The following is a 25,896-nucleotide window of genomic DNA, read 5'->3' on the forward strand; positions in this document are numbered from 1 at the left end:
GCCACGGCCCGGCGGGGCAAAAAAAACGGCCCCGGATCGTGAGATCCGGGGCCGAATCCATCCTTTGAGGAGATGGAGGAGACAATAGGCGCGTCGGGTAGGTCTTTCAGACCCGCCAACCCTTTCGGGCAACGCATGGGGCGAGTGTAGCGCAATCGATGCTGCGATGCAGCAAAATTGCGGCGGCGCAGCCACAAAAGTTGCCAGGCTGCCAATTTGATGGGAAAAAACAACATGGAATGCACAGTCACCTGGACCGGCGCCTCGGGCACGCGCTCGGGCATGGGGTTCATCGCGGAAACCGGCAGCGGCCACATCCTGGCCATGGACGGTGCCCCCGATGCTGCCAACCCCGCCAACGGCGGTCAGAATTTCGCGCCCCGGCCGATGGAGACCGTCCTTGCCGGCACCGGCGGCTGCACGGCCTATGACGTGGTGCTCATCCTCCGGCGGGGCCGCCACGATGTGCGCGGTTGCAGCGTGAAGCTCAGCTCGGAGCGCGCGGACACGGATCCGAAGGTGTTCACCCGCATCCACATGCAATTCACCGTCACCGGCAAGGCCTTGCCGCCCGCCGCGGTCGAGCGTGCCATCGCCATGAGCCACGAGAAATACTGCTCCGCGAGCATCATGCTCGGCAAGACGGCAGAGATCACCACCGGCTTCGACATCGTGGAGGCCTGAGTCCGGAGCCCGTCCCCTATATATGGTGTGCCGTGGCCGTCATCACCCGGGCCGCGGCGGCCATGAGCACCCGCGCCGGCGCGGGCAGGTCCGTCGCGCCGGCGGCGCGTGCGTCGTCCGCATGGCGTTGCTCGTCGGCCTGCATGCGCGCGATCACCGCCAGGGAGGGGGCGTCCTGCGCCGGCATGCGGTCCAGGTGCCCCTGCAGATGGCGCGCCACCTGGTTTTCCGTCTCCACGACGAACCCCAGGCTCGCGGCATCGCTGACCTGGGCTGCCGTCCAGCCGATCGCGAATGCGCCCGCGAACCACAGCGGATTCAACATGCTGGGCCGGCTGCCCAGCGCGTCGAGGCGTTCGGCCGTCCAGGCCAGGTGATCGGTTTCCTCGCGGGCAGCCTCCAGCAGCCGGGCACGCAGCGCCGGGTCGCGCGTGACAGCGGCCTGTCCCATGTAGAGCGCCTGCGCGCATACTTCGCCCACGTGGTTCACCCGCATGAGCGCCCCGGCCTCGCGCCGCTGGGTGGGCGACAGGTCGCCTTCCGGCAGGCCCCTGGCTGGCGACGGCTGCGCGGCGCGGGGTCGTGCAAAGAGCGTGCGCAAGGCGTTGTCCGCGGCTATCAGGAGCTTGTCCATGGCGATGAATGTCGATGGCAGAAGGGTTGGGATGCTGCAAAAAGAGTAGCGGAAGGCCCCGGTTCCATCGCGTCCTATCTCAATTCCAGGGAACCTTTTTGTGTGTTGCGATGCTGCAACGAAATGGGGCTTTCGGGGCGATTGTGCGGGAATTCCTTTGCGAAACGGAACGGCCTCTGTTGCAATAAGGGCAACTTCCCCACCAGGAGGTTGGCCCGGGGTTGGCGGACTGCGCCTGTAGTGCGTACCAGCCCCCCGAACCGGCGCCCTCGTTTAACCTTGGAGTAACTCGCAATGAAAAAATCCCTGATTGCCCTGGCCGTGCTGGCTGCTTCCGGCGCTGCAATGGCTCAATCTTCCGTCACGATGTTCGGTATCGTCGATACGGGTGTTGCCTACATCAACAACGCCAACTCTGCTGGTCAGAACGTGTACGGCCTGACCACCAGCGGCAACGCCACGAGCCGTCTGGGCTTCCGTGGTACGGAAGACCTGGGCGGTGGCCTGAAGGCTGGCTTCTGGCTCGAAGGCGAGATCTTCGGCGACAACGGCAACGCCAACGGCTTCAACTTCCAACGCCGCTCCACGCTGAGCCTGGCTGGCAACTTCGGTGAAGTGCGCCTGGGCCGCGAACTGACCCCTTCGTACAACAAGGCCAGCAGCTATGACCTGTTCGGCCAGACCGGCATCGGCCAGTTCCAAGGCTGGAACGAGTGGCTCGGCCTGAACGGCGCTACCAGCGTGACCGCTGACACGAACAACATCCGTTCGAGCAACATGGTCAGCTACTACACCCCCAACTTCGGTGGCTTCACCGGCGGCGTGGGCTATGGCTTCGACGAGCAAACCGTGGGCAAGGCTGGCCGTTACTTCGGTGGCTACGCTGCATACGACAACGGCCCCCTGAGCGTGACCGTGTCCTATGACCAACGCAACACCGGCTTCACGCTGGCTGGCGTTTCCGCTACCGGCAAGCACAACATCCTGACCGTGGGCGCTTCCTACGACCTGAACGTTGCCAAGCTGATCGCCATCGCTCAACAATCGAAGTACGAAGCTGACGGCTTCTCCGGCGACGCCAAGTTCAACAACTACGCCCTGGGTGCTTCCATGCCCGTCGGCGCTGGCGAATTCAAGCTGCAATACGCCCTGTACGACCAGAAGGCCATCGACTCCAAGGCACACCAGCTGTCCCTGGGCTATGTTCACAACCTGTCCAAGCGCACCGCTCTGTACGGCACCGTGGCTTACCTGAAGAACAAGGACAACTCCAACCTCGGCCTGGCCACCAAGGGCCTGACCGTTGCCGGCCCTGGCATCGGCAACAACCAGACCGGCGTGCAAGTCGGTATCCGTCACGCTTTCTGATGGATGGCTGGCTCAGCCAGCTTGACTCAGCAAGTCAAAAACCGCTGCCCTCGGGCAGCGGTTTTTTTTTGTCACTTCGGTAACAGCAACTAAGGGAAAACGACTGTGGGTATGCCGCTAACGCATGTTCCGATGCAAGTCATTGATTTCTAGAATAAAAGTTCCTTCACCCTCCCGCAGAAAGAGACAACACATGCGTATTTCGTCTGTGAAAAAAACGGTGGCATTGACCACCCTGGCAGTAGCGGCTCCCTTCACGTTCGCGCAGCAGGCCGGCACGAGCAGCGTCCAGTTGTACGGCATCGTGGACATGGCATATCGCCACACCAACAACGAGGGACCCGCCGGCAGCCCGGGCGGTTCGCTGGACCAGATGGTCGGCGGGGGCATGTCCCAGAGCCGTTGGGGCATCAACGTGACCGAAGACATGGGCGGGGGACTGAAGGCCCTGGTCAACCTGGAAAACCGCTTCGGCGCCGACACCGGCACGCCGGCCACGCCGTACTTCCAGCAATCCTGGGTGGGCCTGCAAGGCGGCTTTGGCCGCGTGACGCTGGGCCGCCAATACAACATCCTTTTCGATCTGGTGACCAGCACGTATGCGTCCTACCCGTACTCGCCGTACATGGACGTCTACAAGCCCGAGATCGGTTTCGCGCTGGGTGCGCGTGCCGACAACATGATCAAGTACATGGCCGAGGTCGGCCCGTGGCGTGGCGGACTACAGTATTCATTCGACGAAAAGAGCGCCACGGGCGGCAAGACGGCCGGCGGCTACATCCGCTATGCATCGGGCGGCCTGGCAGCCGGCCTGGGCTACCAGAACTACGAATTCGCTTCCGGCAAGAAGATCGATGCCTGGACGCTGGGGGGTTCCTACCGCATGGGCAACTGGTACTTCAACGGCGGCTATGGCCAGAACAAGGTGGACGACGGCCTCACGGCCGTGGACCGTGCCGTGCTCGCGGCGATGTGGCAGGGCGGCATCAATGGCGGCTTCGGCGGCCCGGCCTTCCTGGCGGCCAACAAGCGGACGATCTACAAGATCGGCGCGGGCTACCAGATCACGCCGCAGATCAACCTGGGCGCGCATTACTTCCGTGCAGAGCAGAAGGGCAACACCGATCTCGCCAAGGCCAAGGCCGATTTCTTCACCATGGCCCTCGATTACGCATTCTCCAAGCGGACGGATGCCTACATCGAGGTGGACCACACCAAGCTCAAGGGCGATCAGGTCAGCCTGAACAACGCCGCCGGCCAGCCCAACGGTGCCAAGTCGCGCACCGGCTACACCATCGGCCTGCGGCATCGCTTCTGATCCGCCGGTGGGGCGGCGGGCTGGCGGTGCGATGCTGCCGGCACGCCGGCCGCTTGGTGCGAAATCCTGCTGCGCGTTAGTGGAGCAGGCCTGCATGCCCTCCTGCCCCTCATGGGCCGGAGGGCATGCGTCCATCTGGCCCGCCCGTTGCCGTTGGCAGCCCCCCATGTCCGCCGCTCACCGGCAAGGCGCATGCCCGATGTCCATGAAGCCGGCCTTGCCGGGACCGGGCCGGCGCCGACAATCATCCGCGATGGCGCGGGTATTGCATGCAGTGGCCGCATGCCCTGCTAGCATGCCTGCTTCTCTGCCGCTCCTACGATGCTTGCCTTCATTCTGAGACGCCTCATCCAGGCCGTGATCGTCATGGTCGCGGTGGCCTTCATCTCCTTCATGCTGTTCCAGTACGTGGGTGATCCCGTCACCTTCCTGCTCGGGCAGGACGCCACGCCGGACCAGATCCGGGACATGCGGGCGGCACTCGGGCTGGACCAGCCCTTCATCGTGCAGTTCTGGCACTTCCTCGTGAACGCGGCGCAGGGGGAGTTCGGGCTGAGCCTCCGGCAGGGCGCCAAGGTGTCCAGCCTCATCGCCGAGCGATTCCCGGCCACGCTGGAACTGGCGCTGGTCGCCGCCGTCCTGGCCCTGGTGGTCGGGGTGCCCATGGGCGTGTATGCGGCGCTGCGCCGCGGCACCTTCACCAGCCAGCTGTTCATGACGCTGTCCCTGCTGGGGGTGTCGTTGCCCACATTCCTCATCGGCATCCTGCTGATCCTCGTGTTCGCCGTGCACCTGGGCTGGTTCCCGAGCTTCGGGCGCGGTCCGGTCACGCAGGTCGGCTGGTGGAGCACGGGCCTGCTCAATGCCAAGGGCTGGCACCACATCACGCTGCCGGCGGTGACGCTGGCCATCTTCCAGCTCACGCTCATCATGCGCCTCGTGCGCGCCGAAATGCTGGAGGTGCTGCGCACCGACTACATCAAGTTCGCCCGCGCCCGCGGCCTGTCTGACCGGGCCATCCATTTCGGGCACGCGCTGAAGAACACGCTGGTGCCGGTGATGACGATCACCGGCCTGCAGTTGGGCGGCCTCATCGCCTTCGCCATCATCACCGAGACGGTGTTCCAGTGGCCCGGCATGGGGCTGCTCTTCATCCAGGCCGTGACGTTCGCGGACATTCCCGTGATGGCGGCCTACCTCTGCCTGATCGCCCTGATCTTCGTGGTGATCAACCTGGTCGTGGACCTGCTGTATTTCGCGGTCGATCCGCGACTGCGGGTGGGCAAGGCAGGAGGGCACTGACATGGCGTTCGCAGCATCCAAGCCGGCACCGTCCGCACCGCCCCGCCTGCGGGCCGGCGGCCGCGCCTTCGCCCACATCGCGCAGTTCCATCCGGAGCTGACGACGTTCCGGCGCGACCTGCACGCCCATCCCGAACTGGGTTTCGAGGAGGTGTACACGGGCTCGCGCGTGAAAGAGGCGCTCAAGGTGTGCGGGGTGGACGAGATCCACGACGGCATCGGCCGCACCGGCATCGTGGCGGTGATCCATGGCCGCAGCCGTTCCAGCGGCAGCATGCTCGGCCTGCGGGCCGACATGGACGCCCTGCCGATGTCGGAGCAGAACGAGTTCACCTGGAAGTCCTGCAAGCCCGGGCTCATGCATGGCTGCGGCCACGACGGCCATACGGCCATGCTGGTGGGGGCCGCGCGCTACCTCGCTGCCACGCGCCATTTCGACGGCACGGCCGTGCTTATCTTCCAGCCCGGCGAGGAGGGCTTCGGCGGTGCGCGCGTGATGATCGAGGACGGCCTGTTCGAACGCTTTCCCGTGCAGTCGGTCTATGCCATGCACAACTGGCCGGCGATGCGGCCGGGCACCATAGGACTCAATTCCGGGGCGATGATGGCATCGGCCGACCGCATCACCATCGAGATCACCGGCCGCGGAGGCCACGGCGCGCATCCCTACCAGACGGTGGACGTGGTGCTGGTGGCCGCCCACATCATCACCGCGGTGCAGGGCATCGTTTCGCGCAACGTGCGCCCGCTCGACAGCGCGGTGATCAGCCTGTGCGCGATGCAGGCGGGCGACCTGGGCGCCTTCAGCGTGCTGCCCGGCACGGCCACGCTGGTGGGCACCGTGCGCACGTTCTCGCCCGCGGTGCAGGAAATGATCGAGCAGCGCCTCAAGGACCTGTGCAGCGCGGTGGCTCTGGGCTTCGGTGCCGCGGCCACCGTGCGCTACGAGCGCATCTATCCCGCGACCATCAATACCGAGAGCGACGCGCAGTTCGCGGGGGACGTGGCGGTGTCGATCGTCGGCGCGGAGAACGTGGTGCGCGACCTCGAGCCCAGCATGGGGGCGGAGGATTTTTCCTTCATGCTGCAGAGCAAGCCGGGTGCCTACCTGCGCATCGGGCAGGGCACCGGGCCCGGCCACAGCGCGCTGCACAACAGCCGGTACGACTTCAATGACGAAATCCTGCCGCTGGGCGCCGCGCTGCATGCGGGTCTGGTCGAGCAGGCGATGCCGCTGGCAGCGGTTTGAGGGGCATGACGATGAATTTCCCACGCACGGCATTGCGCGCCGCCATCGGCGCGTCCCTGGTCGCCGCAGCCTGCATGGCGGGCGCGCAGACCATCCGTGTCGCCAACCAGGGCGATGCGCTGTCGATGGATCCGCATTCCCTGAACGAGAGCCTGCAGCTCAGCGTGACCGGCAATGTCTATGAACCGCTCGTGGGCCGCAACAAGGACCTGAGCCTGGCGCCGGCTCTGGCAACCCGATGGACGCAGACCTCGCCCACGGTGTGGCGGTTCGAGCTGCGGCGGGGCGTCCGCTTCCACGACGGCAGCCCGTTCACCGCCGACGACGTGCTGTTCTCGCTGGCGCGCACGCAGGCCGGGAGCTCGGACATGAAGACGTACACCAACGACTTCAAGGAAGTGCGCAAGGTGGACGACTACACGGTCGAGATCGAGACCAAGTCCCCGTATCCGATCCTTCCCGATGTGCTCGCGCTCGTGTACATGATGTCCCGCAAGTGGTGCGAGGCGAACCATGCCGTCGAGCCGGTGGACCGGCGCAAGGGCGTGGAGAACGCGGCGTCGTTCCGGGCCAACGGCACGGGGCCGTTCCGCCTGCGCGAGCGCCAGCCCGGCGTGCGCACGGTGTTCACGCGCAACCCGCAGTACTGGGGGGCGATCGAGGGCAACGTGGCCGAGGTGGTGTTCACGCCCATCGGCAATGACGCCACGCGCGTCGCGGCGCTGCTGTCGGGCCAGGTGGACGTGATGGAGCCCGTGCCGGTGCAGGACATCGAGCGCGTGAACACGAGCCCGCTCACGCGCGCCGTGACCGGGCCCGAGCTGCGCACCATCTTCCTGGGCATGGACCAGAAGCGCGACGAACTGCTGTATTCCAGCGTGAAGGGCAAGAATCCGTTCAAGGACAAGCGCGTGCGCCAGGCTTTCTACCAAGCCATCGACATCGACGGCATCCGCAAGACGGTGATGCGCGGCGCATCCAATCCTTCGGCACTGTTGGTCGGCCCGGGCGTCAATGGCTTCCAGCCCGACATCAAGCGGCTGCCCTACGATGCCGACGCGGCGCGCAAGCTGCTGGCCGAGGCCGGCTATCCAAACGGCTTCGAGGTGGGCATGAACTGCCCGAACGACCGCTACGTGAACGATGCGCGCATCTGCCAGGCCGTCGCCGCCAACCTGGCGCGCATCGGCGTGAAGGTGAACCTGCAGGCGGAGACCAAGGGCACCTATTTCCCCAAGGTGCTGCGGCGGGATACCAGTTTCTACATGCTGGGCTGGATGCCTTCCACCTACGACGCGCACAACGCCATGAATGCGCTGATGGCCTGCGTGGACGACAAGGGCGCCGGCCAGTTCAACCTGGGCGGCTACTGCAACCCCAAGGTGGATCAGCTCACGCAGCAGGTGCAATCGGAGACCGACAAGGCCCGGCGCGACGCGATGATCCGCGAAGCCTTCGAGATCCATGCGGCCGACGTGGGCCACATCCCGCTGCACCAGCAGGCCCTGGCCTGGGGCGTGTCGCGCAAGGTGGCGCTGGTGCAGATGGCCGACAACTTCATGCCGTTCAAGTGGATGAGCCTCGCGAAATGACGCGCTGATCCGTTCCGCCCGCGTGGAGATGCCGCTCCGCTCCACGCCTTTCCAGAATTCCACGATGAAAAAAACGCTCTCCCGATGGCTCGACAGCGATGTCGGCTACAGCTTCCGCACCTCGCCCGTCGCCATCGGCGCCGCGGCGATCGCGGTGGTGTGCTTGTTCTGCTCTCTGTTCGCGGGCTGGGTGGCGCCGCACAACCCGTTCGACCTCACGACGCTCGAGCTGAGCGACGCCCGGCTGCCGCCGGCGTGGAGCGACGGCGGCTCCTGGAAGTACCCGTTCGGCACCGACGACCAGGGGCGCGACATCCTTTCGGCGCTGATCTACGGGGCACGCATTTCCCTCGTCGTCGGCCTGGCATCCGTCGCGCTGTCGGTGGTGGTGGGGGTGGCGCTCGGGCTGCTGGCGGGCTTCAAGGGCGGCTGGATCGATGCGGTGCTCATGCGCCTGTGCGACGTGATGCTGTCCTTTCCCGCGATCCTCGTGGCCCTGCTGATCGCCGGGGTGGGCCGTGCGGTGTTCCCCAACGCGCACGAGTCGCTGGCCTTCGGCGTGCTGATCATTTCCATCTCCCTCACGGGCTGGGTGCAGTATGCGCGCACGGTGCGTGGCTCCACCCTGGTGGAGCGCAACAAGGAATACGTGCAGGCCGCCCGGGTGACGGGCGTGTCGCCCTCGCGCATCATGCGGCGCCACGTGCTGCCCAACGTGCTCGGGCCGGTGATGGTGCTGGCCACCATCCAGGTGGCCACGGCGATCATCACCGAAGCGACCCTGTCCTTCCTGGGCGTGGGGGCGCCGCCCACGTCGCCCTCGCTCGGCACGCTGATCCGCATCGGCAACGACTACCTCTTCTCGGGCGAATGGTGGATCACGGTGTTCCCGGGCGTGATGCTGGTGTTGATCGCGCTCTCCGTGAATCTGCTGGGCGACTGGCTGCGCGATGCGCTGAATCCGCGCCTTCGCTAGGGATGGAGCGCAACCCCCTGAGCGGCTGCGCGCGGAATGCAACGGATAACGGATGGATGGCCTGCCATGTCCCTTCTTGAAGTCGAGAACCTCGTCGTCGAATTTCCGGGCCGCCGCGGCACGCTGCGGGCGCTGGACGATATTTCCTTTTCGATCGCGCCCGGAGAGATCCTGGGCGTGGTGGGCGAGTCCGGTGCTGGCAAGTCGCTGACCGGCGCGGCCATCATCGGGCTGCTGGAGCCGCCGGGCCGCGTGGCGGGCGGGCGGCTCCTGCTGCAGGGCGAGCGCATCGACAACCTGCCGCCGCAGAAGATGCGCCATGTGCGCGGGCGGCGCATCGGTGCCATCTTCCAGGACCCGCTGACCTCGCTGAACCCGCTCTACACGGTCGGCCGGCAACTGGTGGAGACGATCCAGGCGCACCTGCCGGTGAATGCCGCGGAGGCGCGGCGCAGGGCGATCCAGCTGCTCAAGGACACGGGCATTCCCGCGGCGGAGCAGCGCGTGGACCACTATCCCCACCAGTTCTCGGGTGGCATGCGGCAGCGGGTGGTGATCGCGCTGGCGCTGGCGGCCGAGCCCCAGCTCATCGTGGCCGACGAGCCCACCACCGCGCTGGACGTGTCGATCCAGGCGCAGATCATCCAGTTGCTCAAGAACATCTGCAAGTCGCGCGGCGCGGCCGTGATGCTCATCACCCACGACATGGGGGTGATCGCCGAGACCTGCGACCGCGTGGCCGTGCTCTATGCCGGCCGCGTGGCGGAGATCGGGCCGGTGCACGAGGTGATCAACCATCCCGCCCATCCCTACACGGCGGGGCTGATGGCGTCGATTCCCGACATGGCGCAGGACCGCGAGCGCCTGAACCAGATCGACGGCGCGATGCCGCGGCTCAATGCCATTCCAGCGGGCTGCGCCTTCAATCCGCGCTGTCCCCATGCCTTCGAACGCTGCCGCGTGGAGCGGCCGGAACTGCTGCCTGCCGGACCCACGCGCGCCGCGTGCTGGCTGCATGCCGCCACGCCGAACGCCTCCGCCGCCATCCAGGAAGCCGTGTCATGAGCAACGCGATGCCCACCCCGAAGAATAACGCCGGCGCTCCGCTGGTGCAGGCGCATGACCTGGCCAAGACCTTCGATGTCTCCGCGCCGTGGCTCAACCGCGTGCTGGAGCGCAAGCCTCGCACGCTGCTGCATGCGGTGGACGGCGTGAGCTTCACCATCGAGAAGGGCAAGACCCTTGCGCTGGTCGGCGAGTCCGGCTGCGGCAAGAGCACCGTGGCACGGCTGCTCGTGGGCCTGTACGAACCCACGCGCGGCGGCCTCACCTTCGACGGCCAGGATGCGCACGCCGCGTTCAAGGGCCGCGATGCGCGCACCATGCGCCAGCGCATCCAGATGATCTTCCAGGATCCGTACGCGAGCCTGAACCCGCGCTGGATCGTGGAGGACATCATCGGCGAGCCGCTGCGCGAGCACGGCCTCATCACCGACAAGGCCCAGCTGCGGCAGCGCGTGGGCGAACTGCTGCAGTCCGTGGGGCTGTCGCCGCTGGACATGGCCAAGTACCCGCACCAGTTCTCGGGCGGGCAGCGGCAGCGCATATCGATCGCGCGGGCGCTGGCGACCGAGCCGGAGTTCCTGGTATGCGACGAGCCCACGTCGGCGCTGGACGTGTCCGTGCAGGCGCAGGTGCTCAACATCATGAAGGACCTGCAGCGCGAGCGGCACCTGACCTACCTGTTCATCAGCCACAACCTCGCCGTGGTGCGCCACGTGAGCGACCAGGTGGGCGTGATGTACCTGGGGCGCCTCGTGGAGCTGGCCGACAAGCGCGAGCTCTTCGCCGCGCCGCGCCATCCCTACACCCGCATGCTGCTGGACGCCATCCCGAAGATGCACGACACGGGCCGCGCGCGCACGCCCGTGCAGGGGGAAGTGCCGAATCCGCTCAATCCGCCGTCCGGCTGCGCCTTCAATCCGCGCTGCCCCCATGCCAACGACCGCTGCCGCACCGAGCGGCCGCAGCTCATCGACGACGGCGGCGTGCGCGTGGCCTGCCACGGCATCGAGGAGGGGCGGATTCCGCGGGCGGTGGCTGTGCAGGCCGCCTGAGGGCCACGCGAGCAAAATGTCCCTGAGTGGGACAGGCAGTCAGTTGAAGCGGCCGTGCGCCCCGCCCAGGCCGTAGCGGCCGGCCCCGAGCAGCATCACGGCGAGGGCGCCGAACAGGTACATGCCCTGCAGCTCCAGGGCCCAGCCGCCCTGCTGCGTCATCGTGAACAGCTGGCCCATGTGTACGAGGGCGATGGCCACCACCATGTTGACGAAGATGATGGCTGCGCCCGCGCGGGTGGCGATGCCGGCGATGACCATCAGGGGCGCCAGGATTTCACCGACGTACACAAGGTAGCCGAGGGCGCCCGGCAGGCCGGCTTTTTCCAGCATGCCCGTGATGAAGCCGGCGCCGTTCTGCAGCTTGAAGATGCCGTGCAGCAGGATCAACACGCCCAGCGCGAGGCGCAGCACGAGCTTGCCTGCGTCGTCCAGGGCCGGGGCCGCGGCCGGGGTGGCTGCGGAACCGGGGCGCTGGGGGGACATGGTTCGGGTGGATGCGGTCGAGAGGGTCATGGCAGTGCTCCTGGCAATAGGGGGTGAGTCATCGATGCCCGCAGTGTGCGCGCCGCCGCCGGGGGGTGTCGGTGCGTTTTCTCACACTGTCCCCGCGATGTCTCCCGGAGCGTGTCGGAGCACGCCGCGCCACTGGCCCGGCAGTGAACGACAGCGTTGACCCCCTCCGCTGACCGACCCTTGCCGCAGTGCCGGTCCCTCAGGCGGATGCCAGCGCCGGGCGGTACGCGTGCGGCAGAGCCGCAGCCGCCCTGGCCGGACCGTAGGAGCGCCGTTCCGTTGCCGCAGGGGCTGCCTGGGCCTGGAGCTTGAAGACCGCCACCAGCGTGTTGAGCTGTTCGGATTGCGACCGCAGGCTGGCGGCCGCGGCGGCGCTTTGCTCCACCAGCGCGGCGTTCTGCTGCGTCACCTGGTCCAGGTGGTTCACTGCTTCGCCCACCTGCCCGATGCCGCTGCTCTGCTCGGCCGAGGCGTTGGCGATCTCGCTGATCAGGGTGCCGACCTGGCGGACCTGCGCGACGATGTCGTCCATGCTGCGGCCCGCTTCGCCGACCAGCTGGCTGCCGTTGCCCACCTTCGCCACGCTGTCCGTGATGAGGTCCTTGATTTCCTTGGCGGCCTGGGAGGAGCGCTGCGCCAGCGTGCGCACTTCGCTCGCCACCACGGCGAAGCCCCGGCCCTGCTCGCCGGCCCGCGCGGCCTCCACGGCCGCATTCAGCGCCAGGATATTGGTCTGGAAGGCGATGGAATCGATGACGCTGGTGATGTCCGCGATCCTGTTCGAGGAAGCCGCGATGGCCTGCATGGTCTCCACCACGCTCCCGACGATGGTGCCTCCCTGTTCCGCCGCCTGGGTCGCGCGGGCGGCGAGTTGGTTGGCCTCCCGTGCGGTGTCGGAGTTGGTCTTCACGGTGCTGCTCAGTTCCTCCATCGATGCCGCGGTTTCCTCCAGGCTGCTGGCCTGCTGCTCGGTGCGCTGGCTCAGGTCCGCATTGCCCATCGCGATCTCGGCCGCGCCGGTGGCGATGCTCTCGCTGCTGTCGCGCACCTGGCCGACCATGGATACCAACTGGCCGTTCATGTGCTGCAGGGCCTGCAGCAGTGCCGCGGGTTCGTCCCTGCCCTCCACGTGAAACGACATGGTCAGATCGCCCCGCGCCACGGCCGACGCGATCGACACGCCGGTGGCCAGGGGGAGCGTGATGGAGCGCGTCACCGCGACGGCCAGCACCAGCCCGCAGACGACCGCCAGGGCGATCATCGCGCCGAACACGAAAATCGCGCGTTGGTAGCCTTCGTTCGCTGCCGTGGCCGCGGCGGTTCCGCCGTCCTCGTTCAGTTTCACGAGCAGGCCCAGCGTTTCCATCAATTCCGCGAATGCCTTCGCGGATTCCCCGGTGGCCAGCCCCCCGGCAGCGGTTGCCGAGCCGCCGGCTTCGTCGAGCGTCATGACGATGCGGCGCTCCATGGCGCGGTAGGTGTCGAGCTGCCCGTGGAACACATCGTAGAGCCTGCGCTCTTCAGGCGAGGAGATCAGGCGTTCGTAACTGGCCAGGGTGCGCGGCAATTGCCCGTCCATGACCTCCTTCTGGATGTCGAGCTGGCGCTGGCGGCCCTCCGGCGTGGTCTCCAGAATACGGCGCATGCTGGCGCGGCGGCCGCTGTTCAGCTCGGCGCGGATTTCCCCGATCACCTTGATGCTGGGCAGCCAGTTATTGCCGAGTTCGCCGGCATGGTGGTTGATGTTGCGGATCTGGACGATGCCGAAGAGTCCCAGCGCGAAGAGCAGGGCCAGCAATGCACCGAAGCCCAGCGCCAGCCGGGTGCCGATCTTGACTTGCCGAAGTAGTTGCATGGACAGACTCCCGTGTGTTTGATATGAAGAAGATCATATTTATCAAACTTAAGAGGCGCTTATCGGAGCCTGTTAACTTTTCCTTACGTTGGAATCGTATGAAATCAACGGCTTATGGTTGAGTCAGTCCGAGGTAAGCCGCCGCAGTGGGTGCGGTCATTTATCACATGGATCACTTGCGGCGTGCGCTTGCGCAGGCATCCGCCGTCCGGCGTCTGCAGTGCGCGCTTCAGGTGTAGCGTTTGGCGCGCAGGTTGTCCTTCATCTGCTGCAGGCGCGGCTGCAGCGGCTCGCCGATGCGCAAGGCCACGCAGGTGGCGAGCACGTCGATCACCAGCAGGTGCAGTAGCCGCGAAACCATCGGGCTGTACCGGTCATAGCCCTCCGGATGGTCCGCCGCCAGGTGGATCTGGCAGGCACTCGCCAGGGGCGAGCCGCTGGCGGTGATGGCGATGGTGGTGGCGCCGTTCCTGCGGGCGATGTCGGCCGCGTCCATGAGGTCGCGCGTGCGGCCGGAGTTGGAGACGATCACCACGCAGTCGCCCGGCCCCAGCAGGGTGGCGCTCATGACCTGCATGTGGCCGTCGCTGGTCGAGAGGCTGGTCACGCCCAGCCGGAAGAACTTGTGCTGCGCGTCCTGCGCCACGATGCCCGAGTTGCCGGCGCCGTAGAACTCGATCCGCCGGCCCGTCTGCCAGGTGGCGGCGATGGCCTGCGCGGCCTGCTCGATGGCCTTGGTGCTCGCCGCGTTGCGGTACTGCAGAAAGGCGGCGACGGCGTTGTCCACGACCTTCACGAGCACATCGCTGGTCTTGTCGTCCGCGTCCACGCTGCGGTGGATGAACGGCACGCCCTCGCTCACGCTGCCCGCAAGCTTGAGCTTGAAATCGGCCAGCCCGTCGTACCCCATGCTGCGGCAAAAGCGCACCACGGTGGGCTTGCTCACCCCCGCCCGCGCCGCCAGCTCCCGCACCGGCAGCCGCGCAAACGCACGCGCATCCTGCAGCACCAGTTGGCCCACCCGCTGCTCGGCGGGCGCCAGCGAAGGCAGGGAGGCAGTGATGCGTTCGAGCATGTCAGCGGTCCAATGTCAAAGCAGTGAGATCCGAAGCACGCGACCTCAACATCTGCACCGTTTCGATGGCCTTGGAACAAGCTTCGTCCGTTTGCTGGCGCCGCCCGTCCCAATGCCATCCACAGCACCAGATTTTCACGATGGATGCCACTACATGCGGCCTATGAACCTGGCACGGCCTCACCCATCCGATGGCCGCGGAGCAGGCCACGCCAGCAGACGCTGTGGAACGGGCTTCGCCCGGCCACCAGCGTCGTCCCCCTGCCCGCCATGCGCAGCATGGCGAGAGCGGGGGGAAGCGGCGCAGCCGCTCAGGGGGGTGTTTCAAGACTCCTCCATCCAGCTATGCCCTTCGCGCGCCACCATGGCGCTCGCGGCACTGGGCCCCCAGCTGCCCGCGGCGTAGGGCCGTGGGCCGTCTTCCGAATCGCGCCAGGATTGCATGATGGGCTCGACCCAGCGCCATGCCGCTTCCTGCTCGTCGGCGCGCACGAAGAGGTTCAGCCGCCCGGCGATCACGTCGAGCAGCAGTCGCTCGTAGGCGCCCACCCGCTCGGTGCCGAAGCGCTGCTCGAAGTCCAGGTCCAGGTGGACGGGCGCCAGGGCCTGCACTTCCGAGATGCGCATGCCGCGCTTTTCCTGGCCGGCGGCGAAGAGGTGCAGCGCCACGCCGTCGCGCGGCTGCAGGTGGATCACGAGGCGGTTGGCGCTGCCCAGCGGCGTGCGATAGATCGCGTGCGGCGTGGGCCGGAAGTTGATGGCGATGTGCGCTTCGTGCGAGGCCAGCCGCTTGCCCGTGCGGACGTAGAACGGCACGCCCGCCCAGCGCCAGTTGGCGATTTCGGTGCGCAGCGCCACGAAGGTCTCCGTGCGGCTGTCCGCGGGCACGCCGTCTTCCTCGGCATAGCCGCGCACGCGCTCGCCGCCCAGCGAGCCGGCGGTGTACTGGCCGCGCACCACGTCCCGCGACAGCGTGGCCGGGGTCCAGGGCACCAGCGAGCGCAGCACCTTGAGCTTTTCGTCGCGGATGGCGTCGGCATGGGCGTTGATGGGCGGCTCCATGCCGATGGCGCAGAGCAGCTGCAGTGCGTGGTTCTGCACCATGTCGCGCAGCGCGCCCGTGCCGTCGTAGAACGCGCCGCGCTTTTCCACGCCGAGCTTCTCGGCCATGGTGATCTCGATGCTGGCCACGGTCTCGCGGCGCCAGAGCGGCTCGAACAAGGCGTTGCCGAAGCGCAGTGCCAGCAGGTTCTGCACCGACGGCTTGCCCAGGTAGTGGTCGATGCGGAAGATCTGCTCTTCGTCGAACACGCGGCGCACGGCGGCGTTGATGGCGCGGTTGGAGGCCAGGTCGTGGCCCAGGGGCTTTTCCAGCACCACCCGCGTGTGCGGCGTGGCGAGGCCCGCGGCGCCCAGTTGCTCGCAGGCCGTGGTGAACAGGCCCGGGGCGGTCGCGAGGTACATCACCACGGTGTCGGCCTGCCGCTCGGCGAGGCGCGCCCCGAGCGCGGCGTAGTCGGCAGGCCTGGACAGGTCCATGCGCTGGTAGTGGAGCAGGGCGGCGAAGCGCTCGAACTCCTCGGCGTTGGGACGCTTGTCGCCCTCCACCGCAGCGAACCGGCTGGCGATGAGTTCGCGGTAGGCCGCATCGCTCAGGTCGTCCCGTGCCACGCCGATGATGCGGCCTTCCTCCGGCAGAGATCCGTGCCGGAACGCCTGGAAGAGGGCCGGCAGCAGCTTGCGCCATGCCAGGTCGCCCGTGCCGCCGAACAGGACCAGATCGAAACTCATTGCTGCTGCGCTCCCGATGTCTGAGGTGGTTGGAGTGACGAAACCTGGACGGCGGGCAACGCCGCGGTCCATGGCGCGATGTTACCGAGTTTCATCTTGAGGTGCCGGCTGACAGGAACTCCGGTTACAACCCGCCTACACTCGCGGGTGGCGCAGCGGGGACATCGCACCCCCGCCCCCCACCCAACCCCGGAGGATTGCATGAACCAACTCGACGCCCTCAAGCAGGTCACCACGGTGGTGGCCGATACGGGCGATTTCCGACAGCTCGGCGCCTACCAGCCGCAGGATGCGACCACCAATCCCTCGCTGATCCTCAAGGCGGTTCAGAAGGCCGAGTACGCTCCCTTGCTCCAGGAATCCGTCGAGCGCTGGCGCGGACGGCCGCTCGACGAGATCATGGACCGGCTGATCGTGCGCTTCGGCTGCGAGATCCTGTCGCTGATTCCCGGGCGCGTCTCCACCGAAGTGGACGCCCGCCTCTCCTTCGACACGATGGCCACGGTGACGCGCGGCGAGCGCATCATCGACCTCTACCGGGCCGAGGGCGTGGACACCGCCCGCGTGCTGATCAAGATCGCCGCCACCTGGGAAGGCATCGAGGCCGCCCGCATCCTGGAGCAGCGCGGCATCCACACCAACCTCACGCTGCTCTTCTCGCCCGTGCAGGCCGTGGCCTGCGGCGCGGCCAGGGTGCAGCTCATCTCGCCCTTCGTGGGCCGCATCTACGACTGGTACAAGAAGCAGGCAGGCGCGCAGTGGGACGAGGCGGCGATGTCCGGCCCCAACGACCCCGGCGTGCAGTCGGTGCGCCAGATCTACCAGTACTACAAGCATTTCGGCATCCGCACCGAGGTCATGGGCGCGAGCTTCCGCAACGTGGGGCAGATCACCGCGCTGGCAGGCTGCGACCTGCTGACCATCGCGCCGGAACTGCTGGCGCAGCTGGCCGCGTCGGATGCGCCGCTCACCCGTGCGCTCGACCCGGATGCCGCACGCAGCCTGGAGCTGCAGCCGGTGCAGTACGACGAGCCCGGCTTCCGCTACGCGCTCAATGCCGACGCCATGGCGACCGAGAAGCTGGCCGAGGGCATCCGCGCCTTCGCCGCCGACGCCGCCAAGCTTGAGCAGATGGTCCTTGCCGCATGAGGAGGGACGCGCGATGACCCTCCAAGCTGCCGGACGCGTGCGCTGCGACCGCACCGCCGCCTGGGCCGCGCTGCAGGCCCACTACGATGCCGCAGGCCGTGGCTTCGACGTCCGCGACGCCTTCGCGGCGGACCCGCAGCGCTTCGGGCGCTTCAGCCAGGAAGCGCCGCACGTCTTCGCCGACCTGTCCAAGAACCGCATCGGTGCCGACACCGAATCCCTGCTGCTGCAACTGGCCCGCGAATGCGGCCTGGAAGGCTGGCGCGACGCGATGTTCGCGGGCGAGGCGATCAACCACACGGAACAGCGCGCGGTGATGCACTGGCTGCTGCGCGAGCCGGCCCCGGCCGCGCAGCCCGCCGTGCCCGAGGCATCCGGTCTGGTGGCCGCCGGCCGGCGCGACGTGCATGCCACCCTGCAGGCCATGCTGGATTTCGCCGAGCGTGTGCGGGCCGACGATGCCATCACCGACATCGTGAACATCGGCATCGGCGGCTCCGACCTGGGCCCGTCGATGGTCACCAAGGCGCTGGACGACCTGTGCCATCCGGGCAAGCGCCTGCATTTCGTCTCCAACGTGGACGGTGCCGAGCTGGGCGGCGTGCTGCGCACGCTGCGCCCGCAAAGCACGCTGTTCCTGATCGCCTCCAAGACCTTCACCACCGCCGAGACGATGACCAACGCGCATGCCGCGCGGGCCTGGTTCCTGGCCCGGGGCGGCAGCGAAGAGGGATTGCAGCGCCACTTCGCCGCGCTGACCACGAACGTGGAGGCCGCGGCCGCCTTCGGCATCCAGACCACGTTTGGGTTCTGGGACTGGGTGGGCGGGCGCTATTCGCTCTGGTCCGCCATCGGGCTGCCCATCGCGATCGCGGTGGGGGCCGACGGCTTCCGTGGCCTGCTGGCGGGCGCGCACGCGATGGACGGGCACTTCCGCACCGCGCCGCTGGAGCGCAACCTGCCGGTGCGCCTCGGCCTGCTGGATGTCTGGTACCGCAACTTCCACGGCTTCTCGACGCGCAGCGTGGCGCCCTACAGCCATGCGCTGCGCCGGCTGCCGGCCTACCTGCAGCAGCTGGAGATGGAGAGCAACGGCAAGGGCGTGGATGCCGAAGGCGAGACGCTGCCCTTCGCTACCTCGCCCGTGGTCTGGGGCGAGCCCGGCACGAACGGCCAGCATGCCTTCTTCCAGATGATCCACCAGGGGCCGGACATCCTGCCGGTGGAGTTCATCGTGCTGCGCGAACCGGGCCGCGACCTGCCGGAGCAGCACCCCCGCCTCGTGGCCAATGCCCTGGCGCAGGCCAAGGCGCTGATGCAGGGCAAGGCCAGCGACGACGGCCACCGCCGCTTCACGGGCAACCGCCCCAGCACCTTCCTGGTACTGGACCGGCTCGATCCCCCGTCGCTGGGAGCGCTGATCGCGCTCTACGAGCACCGCGTCTTCGTGAGCGGCGCGCTGTGGGGCATCAACAGCTTCGACCAGTGGGGCGTGGAGCTGGGCAAGGTGCTCGCGAAAGAACTGGAGCCGCGGCTGGCATCGGGCGACGGCGAGGGGCTGGACGGCTCGACGGCCGGATTGCTGGCGCGCCTGCGATAGCCCGCAAGGTACAAAAAAGGGGCAACGAAAGGGGGCAGCGGCGCGCGGCCGTTCGCTCCCCGTTGCGACTTCGCCAGGTGCAACGCCTGGCGAAGGTACCGGGCATGGGTGCGCCGCAGCCAATAGCGTGGCGAGTAGTAGACAGAACTTCGTCTTTACACGGGCTGCACGGTAAAAACCGGTGGCGTCCGGGTTTTTCACCTTTGGAAACATTTAGTCTTGGTTGATAACAACGGTTGAGCTCCGGCTCGCCACTCGTTTCACTCAACCAGGCCGCCCATGTTCCGCACAGCCTCCACCCAGCGACGGTTTACTGTTCTCATTTGCGTGTTCTTCTTTCTGCTGTTGCTCGGCACGTTTGCCGTGATCCAGCTGTCGGTGAAGCCCGACCTGTCAGCACTGGAGGGCAAGGTCGCCGCCGCCAACGTGGACCAGATTTCGGTGCGCATCAGCGAGCAGTTGCGGCAGGTGGAGGCCCAGTCGCGCAGCATCACCCAGACGGTGGCCCTGCTGTCCAGCGACCAGATCGACGTGCTGCAGCCCGGGCTGGTGGACCAGTACGGCGACCCGAACGTGTTCGGCGGCGGCATCTGGCCGCTGCCCAACCAGCGTGAACAGGGGCGCGACAAGTTCAGTACCTTCTTCGCGCGCGACGGCAGCAACAAGCTGGTCGTGAACACCCACTGGAACTCGCCCGAGTCGCTGAAGTACTGGGAGCAGCCGTGGTACGAGAACGGCAAGACGGCGCCCAAGGGCCAGTGCAAGTGGGCCAAGGCCTACCAGGACGCCGCCAGCCCGCAGCCGCGCACCAACTGCGCCATGCCCATCTACAAGGGCGACACGCTCTGGGGCGTGTCCACCATCGACGTGACGCTGGGCTTCTTCAACCGGCTGGTGGCCGACATGGAAGCCAAGGTCCAGGGCCAGATCCTGATCGTGGAGGCCGACGGCAAGATCGTCAGCAACAGCAGCCGCATCCAGGGCAACATCGTGCTGAAGAACCTGTCCGAGATCGCATCCACCTCGCCCATGGCGGCAGAGATCCTGCGCCTGCTGCCCCAGGTACAGGGCGGCGCCATGGTGGAACAGGCCTACCAGGGGGACGGCGGCGCGCAGATGCTGTTCCTGAAGCCGATCCCCGGCAGCCCGTGGCTGATCGCCACCAGCATTCCGGCCTCGCTGCTGGCGGTGAACAGCCAGCGCATCCTGACCAAGCTGGCGGCCGTGCAGGTGCCGATGGCGATCGTGCTGCTGGCGCTGATGGTGCTGGGCATCCGCCTCTTCATGCGGCGCCTGAGCGTGCTGAAGACCAACATCGACGCACTGTCCGCCGGCGAAGCCGACCTGACACGCCGGCTGCCCGAGACGGGCGGCACCGAATTCAGCGAAGTCGCGCAGAGCTTCAATGCCTTCATCGCGCGGCTGCAGGGCGTGGTGGGCCAGGTGGTGAACGGTGCCTCGTCGATCGAGGCCGCGTCCGGCGAGATCTCCTCCGGTAACCAGGACCTGTCCGTGCGCACCGAAGAGCAGGCCACGTTCCTGCAGGAGACGGCCGGTTCGATGGACCAGATCACCAACACCGTCAGGCAGAACGCCGACAGTGCCAACCAAGCCAACCAGCTGGCAACGGACGCCTTCCAGGTGGCGACGCGCGGCGGCCAGGTGATCGGCAACGTGGTCGAGACCATGGACTCGATCAGCGCCTCGTCGAAGAAGGTGGTGGACATCATCGGCGTGATCGACGGCATCGCGTTCCAGACCAACATCCTGGCGCTCAATGCGGCGGTGGAGGCCGCCCGTGCGGGCGAACAGGGCCGGGGCTTCGCCGTGGTGGCCAGCGAAGTGCGCAGCCTGGCGCAGCGCAGTGCGGAGGCGGCCAAGGACATCAAGCACCTGATCGCCGACTCGGTCGCCAAGGTCGAATCCGGCAGCGCACTCGTGGTGCAGGCCGGCACGACCATGCAGGAGATCATCGCCACCAACACCAACATGGCCGCGATCATGGGCGAGATCATGGCGGCCAGCGTGGAGCAGAGCAAAGGCATCGAACGCGTGAACCAGGCGATCGCGCAACTGGACACCACCACGCAACAGAACGCCGCGCTGGTCGAAGAGGTCTCGGCCGCCGCGCGCTCGATGCAGGAGCAGACCAGCATGCTGATCCAGGTGGTGGGCGCGTTCAAGGTCTGAAGCGCCCCCGCATCCGGCATGACAGCCCGCTCCATGCGGGCTGTCTGCTTTGGAGTCATCGCAGGCCAATTTCCATGCTGTATTGCATGGATTAGGGAATATCCCAGGCAGTAGGCGCAAAAAAGTACCAGCCCCGGTGAAGCGAGTACCAGCGTGGAGGGCGAGGCTTGGCCAGAATTCCACTCCACGGCGACCTGTTCGACATGAAGGCGGGCGTCGCTCACCCAAGGAGACAACATGAAGCGTTTTCTGAAAGCGGGCCTCGCCCTGGCCGTGGCCGGCGCAGCCGGCATGTCCCAGGCCGCCACCGAACTCGTGATCGCGACCGTCAACAACGGCCACATGATCGAGATGCAGAAGCTCACCCCCTTCTTCGAGAAGGCCTACCCCGACATCAAGCTCAAGTGGGTCACGCTGGAGGAGGGCACGCTGCGCCAGCGCGTGACCACGGACATCGCCACCAAGGGCGGTCAGTTCGACGTGATGACCATCGGCCTCTACGAAGCACCGATCTGGTCGAAGAAAGGCTGGCTCAAGCCCATCGCCACCGACGCGGCCTACGATGTGGACGACCTGCTGCCTGCCATCCGGGACGGCCTGTCCCATGATGGCAAGCTCTACGCGGCCCCCTTCTACGGCGAGAGCTCCATGCTCATGTACCGCAAGGACCTGGCCGACAGGCTGGGCGTGAAGTTCTCCGACCAGCCCACGTGGGCCGAGGTGAAGGCCTTCGCCGACAAGGCCAACGACCCCAAGGCGGGCGTGTATGGCATGTGCCTGCGCGGCAAGCCGGGCTGGGGCGACAACATGGCCTTCCTTTCCACGCTGGTCAACACCTACGGCGGCCAGTGGTTCGACATGGCCTGGAAGCCGCAGATCGACTCCCAGCCCTGGAAGGACGCCATCGGCTTCTACGTCGATCTGATGAAGAAGGACGGCCCCCCGGGCGCCTCGGCCAACAGCTTCAACGAGAACCTGGCGCTGTTCAGCGAAGGCAAGTGCGCGGCCTGGGTGGACGCCACCATCGCGGCCTCGTTCGTCAGCGACCCGAAGCAATCGAAGGTGGCCGACAAGGTGGCGTTCGCGCAGGCGCCCACCGCCGTCACGCCCAAGGGCGCGAACTGGCTGTGGTCATGGAACCTGGCCATTCCCGCGGGTTCGTCCAAGGACGACGCGGCGCAGAAGTTCATCCGCTGGGCCACGTCCAAGGACTACATCGCGCTGGTGGCCAAGGAAGCCGGCTGGGCGGCGGTGCCCACGGGCACGCGCAAGTCCACCTATGCGAACCCCGAGTTCCAGAAGGTCGCGAAATTCGCCGCCGCCGAGAAGAAGGCCATCGACTCGGCCAACCTCTCTGACAGCACCCTGCCCAAGTCGCCCTATACCGGCGTGCAGTACGTGGCGATCCCCGAGTTCCAGGCCATCGGCATCGCGGTGGGCCAGCAGATGAGCGCGGCGCTCTCGGGCAAGGCGACCGTGGAACAGGCGCTCAAGACCTCGCAGACCATCGCGGAGCGCGAGATGAAGAAGGCCGGCTACTACAAGTAAGCCTCCGCCCCGGCGGCCCGCGGCATGCCGCGCGGCCGCGTGCCAGCCCACCGCAACGGACACGCTGCCATGAAAAGACTCCTGCCCCGCGCCCTGATGGCGCCCGCGGTGCTCACGCTGCTGGCGTGGATGATCGTGCCGCTCGCCATGACGGTGTATTTCTCGGTCGTCAGCTACAACCTGATGCAGCCGGGAGAGCATCCGTTCGCAGGCCTGGACAATTTCCAGTATTTCGTCACCGACCCGGACTTCTGGCCGGCGGTATGGAACACGCTGGTGCTCATCGGCAGCGCCATCGCCATCACCGTGGTGCTGGGCGTGCTGCTGGCGCTGCTGGTGAACGAGCCCTTCCCGGGGCGCGGCATCGTCCGGGTGCTGCTGATCTCGCCCTTCTTCGTCATGCCCGCGGTCAACGCGCTGCTGTGGAAGCACATGATGATGAACCCGATCTACGGCATTCTGGCCGACCTGTGGCGGTTCTTCGGCGCCACGCCCATCGACTGGATGACCGACTATCCGCTGCTGTCGGTCATCATCATGGTGGCCTGGCAGTGGCTGCCCTTCGCCTGCCTGATCTTCATCACCTCGCTGCAGTCGCTGGACCGCGAGCAGATGGAGGCCGCGCGCATGGACGGCGCAACCGCCGTGCAGCGTTTCTTCTACCTGGTCATCCCGCACCTGGGCCGCCCGATGGCGGTGGTCATCATGATCGAGATGATCTTCCTGCTGAGCGTGTTCGCGGAGATCGCGATCACCACCAGCGGCGGCCCGGGCAACGCCAGCACCAACATGACCTACCTGATCTTCAAGCAGGCGCTCATGAACTTCGACGTGGGCGTGGCCTCGGCGGGAGCGCTGTTCGCGGTGGTGCTGGCCAACATCGTGGCCGTCTTCCTGATCCGCATCGTCGGCAGGAACCTGGACTGAACAAGGCGCTGAACCACCATGCAAGCCCATCCTTCCGCCGGCGGCCGGCTCGCGCTCGCCATTCGCACCGTGGCCGCCTGGGGCGCCGCGCTGCTGCTGTTCTTCCCCATCGCCTGGCTGTTCCTCACGGCGTTCAAGACCGAACTGCAGGCCATCCACGTGCCGCCGCTCTTCGTCTTCGAGCCCACGCTGGAGAATTTCAGCGAGGTGCAGCGGCGCAGCGACTACCTGCTGTATGCGCGCAACTCGCTCATCACCAGCCTGGGATCGACCGTGCTGGGCCTGCTGATCGCGGCGCCGGCGGCCTACTCGATGGCCTTCTTCCGCACGCGCAGGACGAGGGACATCCTGATGTGGATGCTCTCCACCAAGATGATGCCGGCCGTGGGCGCGCTCGTGCCCATCTACGTGATCGCGCAGACCGCCGGCATGCTGGATTCGCTCACGGCGCTCACCATCGTGTTCACGCTGTCGAACCTGCCGATCATGGTGTGGATGCTCTACAGCGCCTACAAGGACATTCCGCACGAGATCCTGGAGGCCGCGCGCATGGATGGCGCGGGCCTGTGGGCCGAGTTCCGCCACGTCGTGCTGCCACTTTCGGTGGGCGGCATGGCTTCCACCGGCCTGCTGTGCCTGGTGCTGAGCTGGAACGAGGCCTTCTGGGCGCTCAACCTCACCTCCGCCAAGGCCGGCACGCTGGCCACGCTCATCGCGTCCTACTCCAGCCCCGAAGGGCTGTTCTGGGCCAAGCTCTCGGCCGCCTCGCTGCTGGCCATCGCGCCCATCGTGGTGTTCGGCTGGTTCAGCCAGAAGCAGCTGGTGCAGGGCCTGACCTTCGGCGCGGTGAAGTAGCGCACGCGCACCGGCAAAGAAAAAAGAGACACAAGAAAGGCAGACAAACCCATGGCCTACCTCGAACTCCAGGGCATCCGCAAGCGCTTCGGCGATGCCGAAATCATCAAGGGCGTGGACCTGCAGATCCAGCAGGGCGAATTCATCGTCTTCGTCGGCCCCTCGGGCTGCGGCAAGTCCACGCTGCTGCGGCTCATCGCCGGGCTGGAGCCCATCACCAGCGGCAGCCTGATGCTGGACGGGCGCGACATCACGCACACGCCTTCGGGCAAGCGCGACCTGGCGATGGTCTTCCAGAGCTACGCGCTCTACCCGCACATGAGCGTGTACGACAACATGTCCTTCGCGCTCAAGCTCGCGGGCGTGGCCATGGACGAGATCAGGACCAAGGTGGAGCATGCGGCCCGCACGCTCAACCTCACGCAGTACCTGGAGCGCACGCCCAAGGAACTCTCGGGCGGCCAGCGCCAGCGCGTAGCCATCGGCCGCGCCATCGTGCGCGAGCCCAAGGTGTTCCTGTTCGACGAGCCGCTCTCCAACCTCGATGCGGCCCTGCGCGGCAACACCCGCGTGGAGATCCACAAGCTGCACCGCGCCCTGGGCGCCACCACCATCTACGTGACGCACGACCAGGTCGAGGCCATGACCCTGGCCGACCGCGTCGTCGTCTTCAAGGACGGGCTCATCGAGCAGGTCGGCACACCGCTGGAGCTGTACGACCGCCCGGCCAACCGCTTCGTCGCGCAGTTCATCGGCATGCCGTCGATGAACATGGTGGCGGCCCGCGCCATCGCGCCCTTCGCGGCGGCCACGGGCGGCGTGCTGCCCGCCGACGGCTTCCTGGGCGTGCGGCCCGAAGGGCTGCGCGTGCACCGAGGTGCGCATGAAGACCGGGGAGTGCCGGGCCGCGTCGAGCTGGTCGAGGCCCTGGGCGCCGACACGCTGATCCACGTCGATGTGGCCGGCGTGCCGCTGGTGGCGCGCCAGAACGAGCGCACATCGCTGCAGCCCGGCGACGGCGTGGCCGTGGAGCTGGATCCTGCCGTGCTGCACTGTTTCGACCGCGAAGGCCGCGCGCTGCGCGCCTGATCACCTCCTCCTTTTTGCTCCCGTTCGTCCCATCACCCATTCCTTCAGCGGACCATCGCCG

At 67.0% G+C, this 25,896-nt stretch carries 21 protein-coding genes; 16 read left to right on the top strand and 5 right to left on the bottom strand.

Annotation, left to right across the window (positions count from 1 at the left end; all coding sequences use genetic code 11):
• Nucleotides 1-234: 234 nt before the first annotated feature.
• A complete protein-coding gene (locus T336_RS0103250; RefSeq protein WP_026431469.1) occupies nt 235-684 on the top strand; it encodes an OsmC family protein in 450 nt (149 codons plus the stop codon).
• Nucleotides 685-700: 16 nt separating this feature from the next.
• On the opposite strand, the gene coq7 is transcribed toward T336_RS0103250, so the two are convergent.
• Nucleotides 701-1,318: a 2-polyprenyl-3-methyl-6-methoxy-1,4-benzoquinone monooxygenase gene (coq7, locus tag T336_RS0103255; protein WP_026431470.1), complete on the bottom strand. Its 618-nt coding sequence runs from the start codon at nt 1,316-1,318 to the stop codon at nt 701-703.
• A gap of 294 nt (nt 1,319-1,612) precedes the next feature.
• Between coq7 and T336_RS0103260 the strand changes: the two genes are divergently transcribed.
• From T336_RS0103260 to T336_RS0103295, 8 genes are all read left to right on the top strand, one after another.
• Nucleotides 1,613-2,686, top strand: a complete 1,074-nt coding sequence (locus T336_RS0103260) for a porin (RefSeq protein WP_019702540.1) — start codon at nt 1,613-1,615, stop codon at nt 2,684-2,686.
• A gap of 193 nt (nt 2,687-2,879) precedes the next feature.
• Nucleotides 2,880-4,004, top strand: coding sequence for a porin (locus tag T336_RS0103265; RefSeq protein WP_026431471.1), 1,125 nt, complete (start codon nt 2,880-2,882; stop codon nt 4,002-4,004).
• 321 nt (nt 4,005-4,325) lie between these two features.
• Nucleotides 4,326-5,306, top strand: coding sequence for an ABC transporter permease (locus T336_RS0103270; RefSeq protein WP_013593353.1), 981 nt, complete (start codon nt 4,326-4,328; stop codon nt 5,304-5,306).
• A 1-nt stretch (nt 5,307) separates the two neighbouring features.
• Nucleotides 5,308-6,555, top strand: coding sequence for a M20 aminoacylase family protein (locus T336_RS0103275; protein ID WP_026431472.1), 1,248 nt, complete (start codon nt 5,308-5,310; stop codon nt 6,553-6,555).
• An 11-nt stretch (nt 6,556-6,566) separates the two neighbouring features.
• Nucleotides 6,567-8,147: an ABC transporter substrate-binding protein gene (locus tag T336_RS0103280; protein ID WP_026431473.1), complete on the top strand. Its 1,581-nt coding sequence runs from the start codon at nt 6,567-6,569 to the stop codon at nt 8,145-8,147.
• A 64-nt stretch (nt 8,148-8,211) separates the two neighbouring features.
• Nucleotides 8,212-9,123 (top strand): ABC transporter permease, encoded by a 912-nt coding sequence (locus tag T336_RS0103285; RefSeq protein ID WP_026431474.1) that lies wholly within the window; start codon nt 8,212-8,214, stop codon nt 9,121-9,123.
• Between the two features lie 66 nt (nt 9,124-9,189).
• Nucleotides 9,190-10,188: an ABC transporter ATP-binding protein gene (locus T336_RS0103290; RefSeq protein WP_026431475.1), complete on the top strand. Its 999-nt coding sequence runs from the start codon at nt 9,190-9,192 to the stop codon at nt 10,186-10,188.
• Entirely contained in the window at nt 10,185-11,240 is a 1,056-nt protein-coding gene (locus T336_RS0103295; protein WP_026431476.1) for an ABC transporter ATP-binding protein, read from the top strand. Before T336_RS0103290 ends, T336_RS0103295 begins: the two co-directional genes overlap by 4 nt.
• Nucleotides 11,241-11,279: 39 nt before the next feature.
• On the opposite strand, the gene T336_RS0103300 is transcribed toward T336_RS0103295, so the two are convergent.
• The 4 genes from T336_RS0103300 to zwf all read right to left on the bottom strand — a co-directional run bounded on the left by T336_RS0103300 (nt 11,280) and on the right by zwf (nt 16,477).
• A complete protein-coding gene (locus T336_RS0103300) occupies nt 11,280-11,726 on the bottom strand; it encodes a DoxX family protein (protein WP_209435938.1) in 447 nt (148 codons plus the stop codon).
• A gap of 229 nt (nt 11,727-11,955) precedes the next feature.
• The gene (locus tag T336_RS0103305) at nt 11,956-13,611 is read right to left on the bottom strand and encodes a methyl-accepting chemotaxis protein (protein WP_026431478.1); all 1,656 of its coding nucleotides are present in this window, start codon (nt 13,609-13,611) and stop codon (nt 11,956-11,958) included.
• Between the two features lie 229 nt (nt 13,612-13,840).
• A complete protein-coding gene (locus T336_RS0103310; protein WP_026431479.1) occupies nt 13,841-14,686 on the bottom strand; it encodes a MurR/RpiR family transcriptional regulator in 846 nt (281 codons plus the stop codon).
• A gap of 324 nt (nt 14,687-15,010) precedes the next feature.
• Nucleotides 15,011-16,477, bottom strand: a complete 1,467-nt coding sequence (zwf, locus tag T336_RS0103315; protein WP_019702554.1) for a glucose-6-phosphate dehydrogenase — start codon at nt 16,475-16,477, stop codon at nt 15,011-15,013.
• A 201-nt stretch (nt 16,478-16,678) separates the two neighbouring features.
• Between zwf and tal the strand changes: the two genes are divergently transcribed.
• The 7 genes from tal to T336_RS0103350 all read left to right on the top strand — a co-directional run bounded on the left by tal (nt 16,679) and on the right by T336_RS0103350 (nt 25,835).
• Nucleotides 16,679-17,626: a transaldolase gene (gene tal, locus T336_RS0103320; protein WP_019702555.1), complete on the top strand. Its 948-nt coding sequence runs from the start codon at nt 16,679-16,681 to the stop codon at nt 17,624-17,626.
• A 13-nt stretch (nt 17,627-17,639) separates the two neighbouring features.
• A complete protein-coding gene (gene pgi / locus T336_RS0103325; RefSeq protein WP_026431480.1) occupies nt 17,640-19,226 on the top strand; it encodes a glucose-6-phosphate isomerase in 1,587 nt (528 codons plus the stop codon).
• 279 nt (nt 19,227-19,505) lie between these two features.
• On the top strand, nt 19,506-21,416 hold the full coding sequence (locus T336_RS0103330) for a methyl-accepting chemotaxis protein (RefSeq protein ID WP_026431481.1): 1,911 nt from the start codon (nt 19,506-19,508) through the stop codon (nt 21,414-21,416).
• 237 nt (nt 21,417-21,653) lie between these two features.
• A complete protein-coding gene (locus tag T336_RS0103335; protein ID WP_026431482.1) occupies nt 21,654-22,964 on the top strand; it encodes an ABC transporter substrate-binding protein in 1,311 nt (436 codons plus the stop codon).
• A gap of 69 nt (nt 22,965-23,033) precedes the next feature.
• Nucleotides 23,034-23,891: a carbohydrate ABC transporter permease gene (locus T336_RS0103340; protein ID WP_026431483.1), complete on the top strand. Its 858-nt coding sequence runs from the start codon at nt 23,034-23,036 to the stop codon at nt 23,889-23,891.
• Nucleotides 23,892-23,909: 18 nt separating this feature from the next.
• Complete coding sequence (locus tag T336_RS0103345; protein ID WP_051647037.1) at nt 23,910-24,746, top strand: carbohydrate ABC transporter permease; 837 nt, start codon at nt 23,910-23,912, stop codon at nt 24,744-24,746.
• A gap of 51 nt (nt 24,747-24,797) precedes the next feature.
• Nucleotides 24,798-25,835: an ABC transporter ATP-binding protein gene (locus T336_RS0103350; RefSeq protein ID WP_026431485.1), complete on the top strand. Its 1,038-nt coding sequence runs from the start codon at nt 24,798-24,800 to the stop codon at nt 25,833-25,835.
• Nucleotides 25,836-25,896 lie beyond the last annotated feature (61 nt).

It is taken from the genome of Paracidovorax oryzae ATCC 19882 (assembly GCF_000687165.1).
Taxonomy (GTDB): Bacteria; Pseudomonadota; Gammaproteobacteria; order Burkholderiales; family Burkholderiaceae_C; genus Paracidovorax; species Paracidovorax oryzae.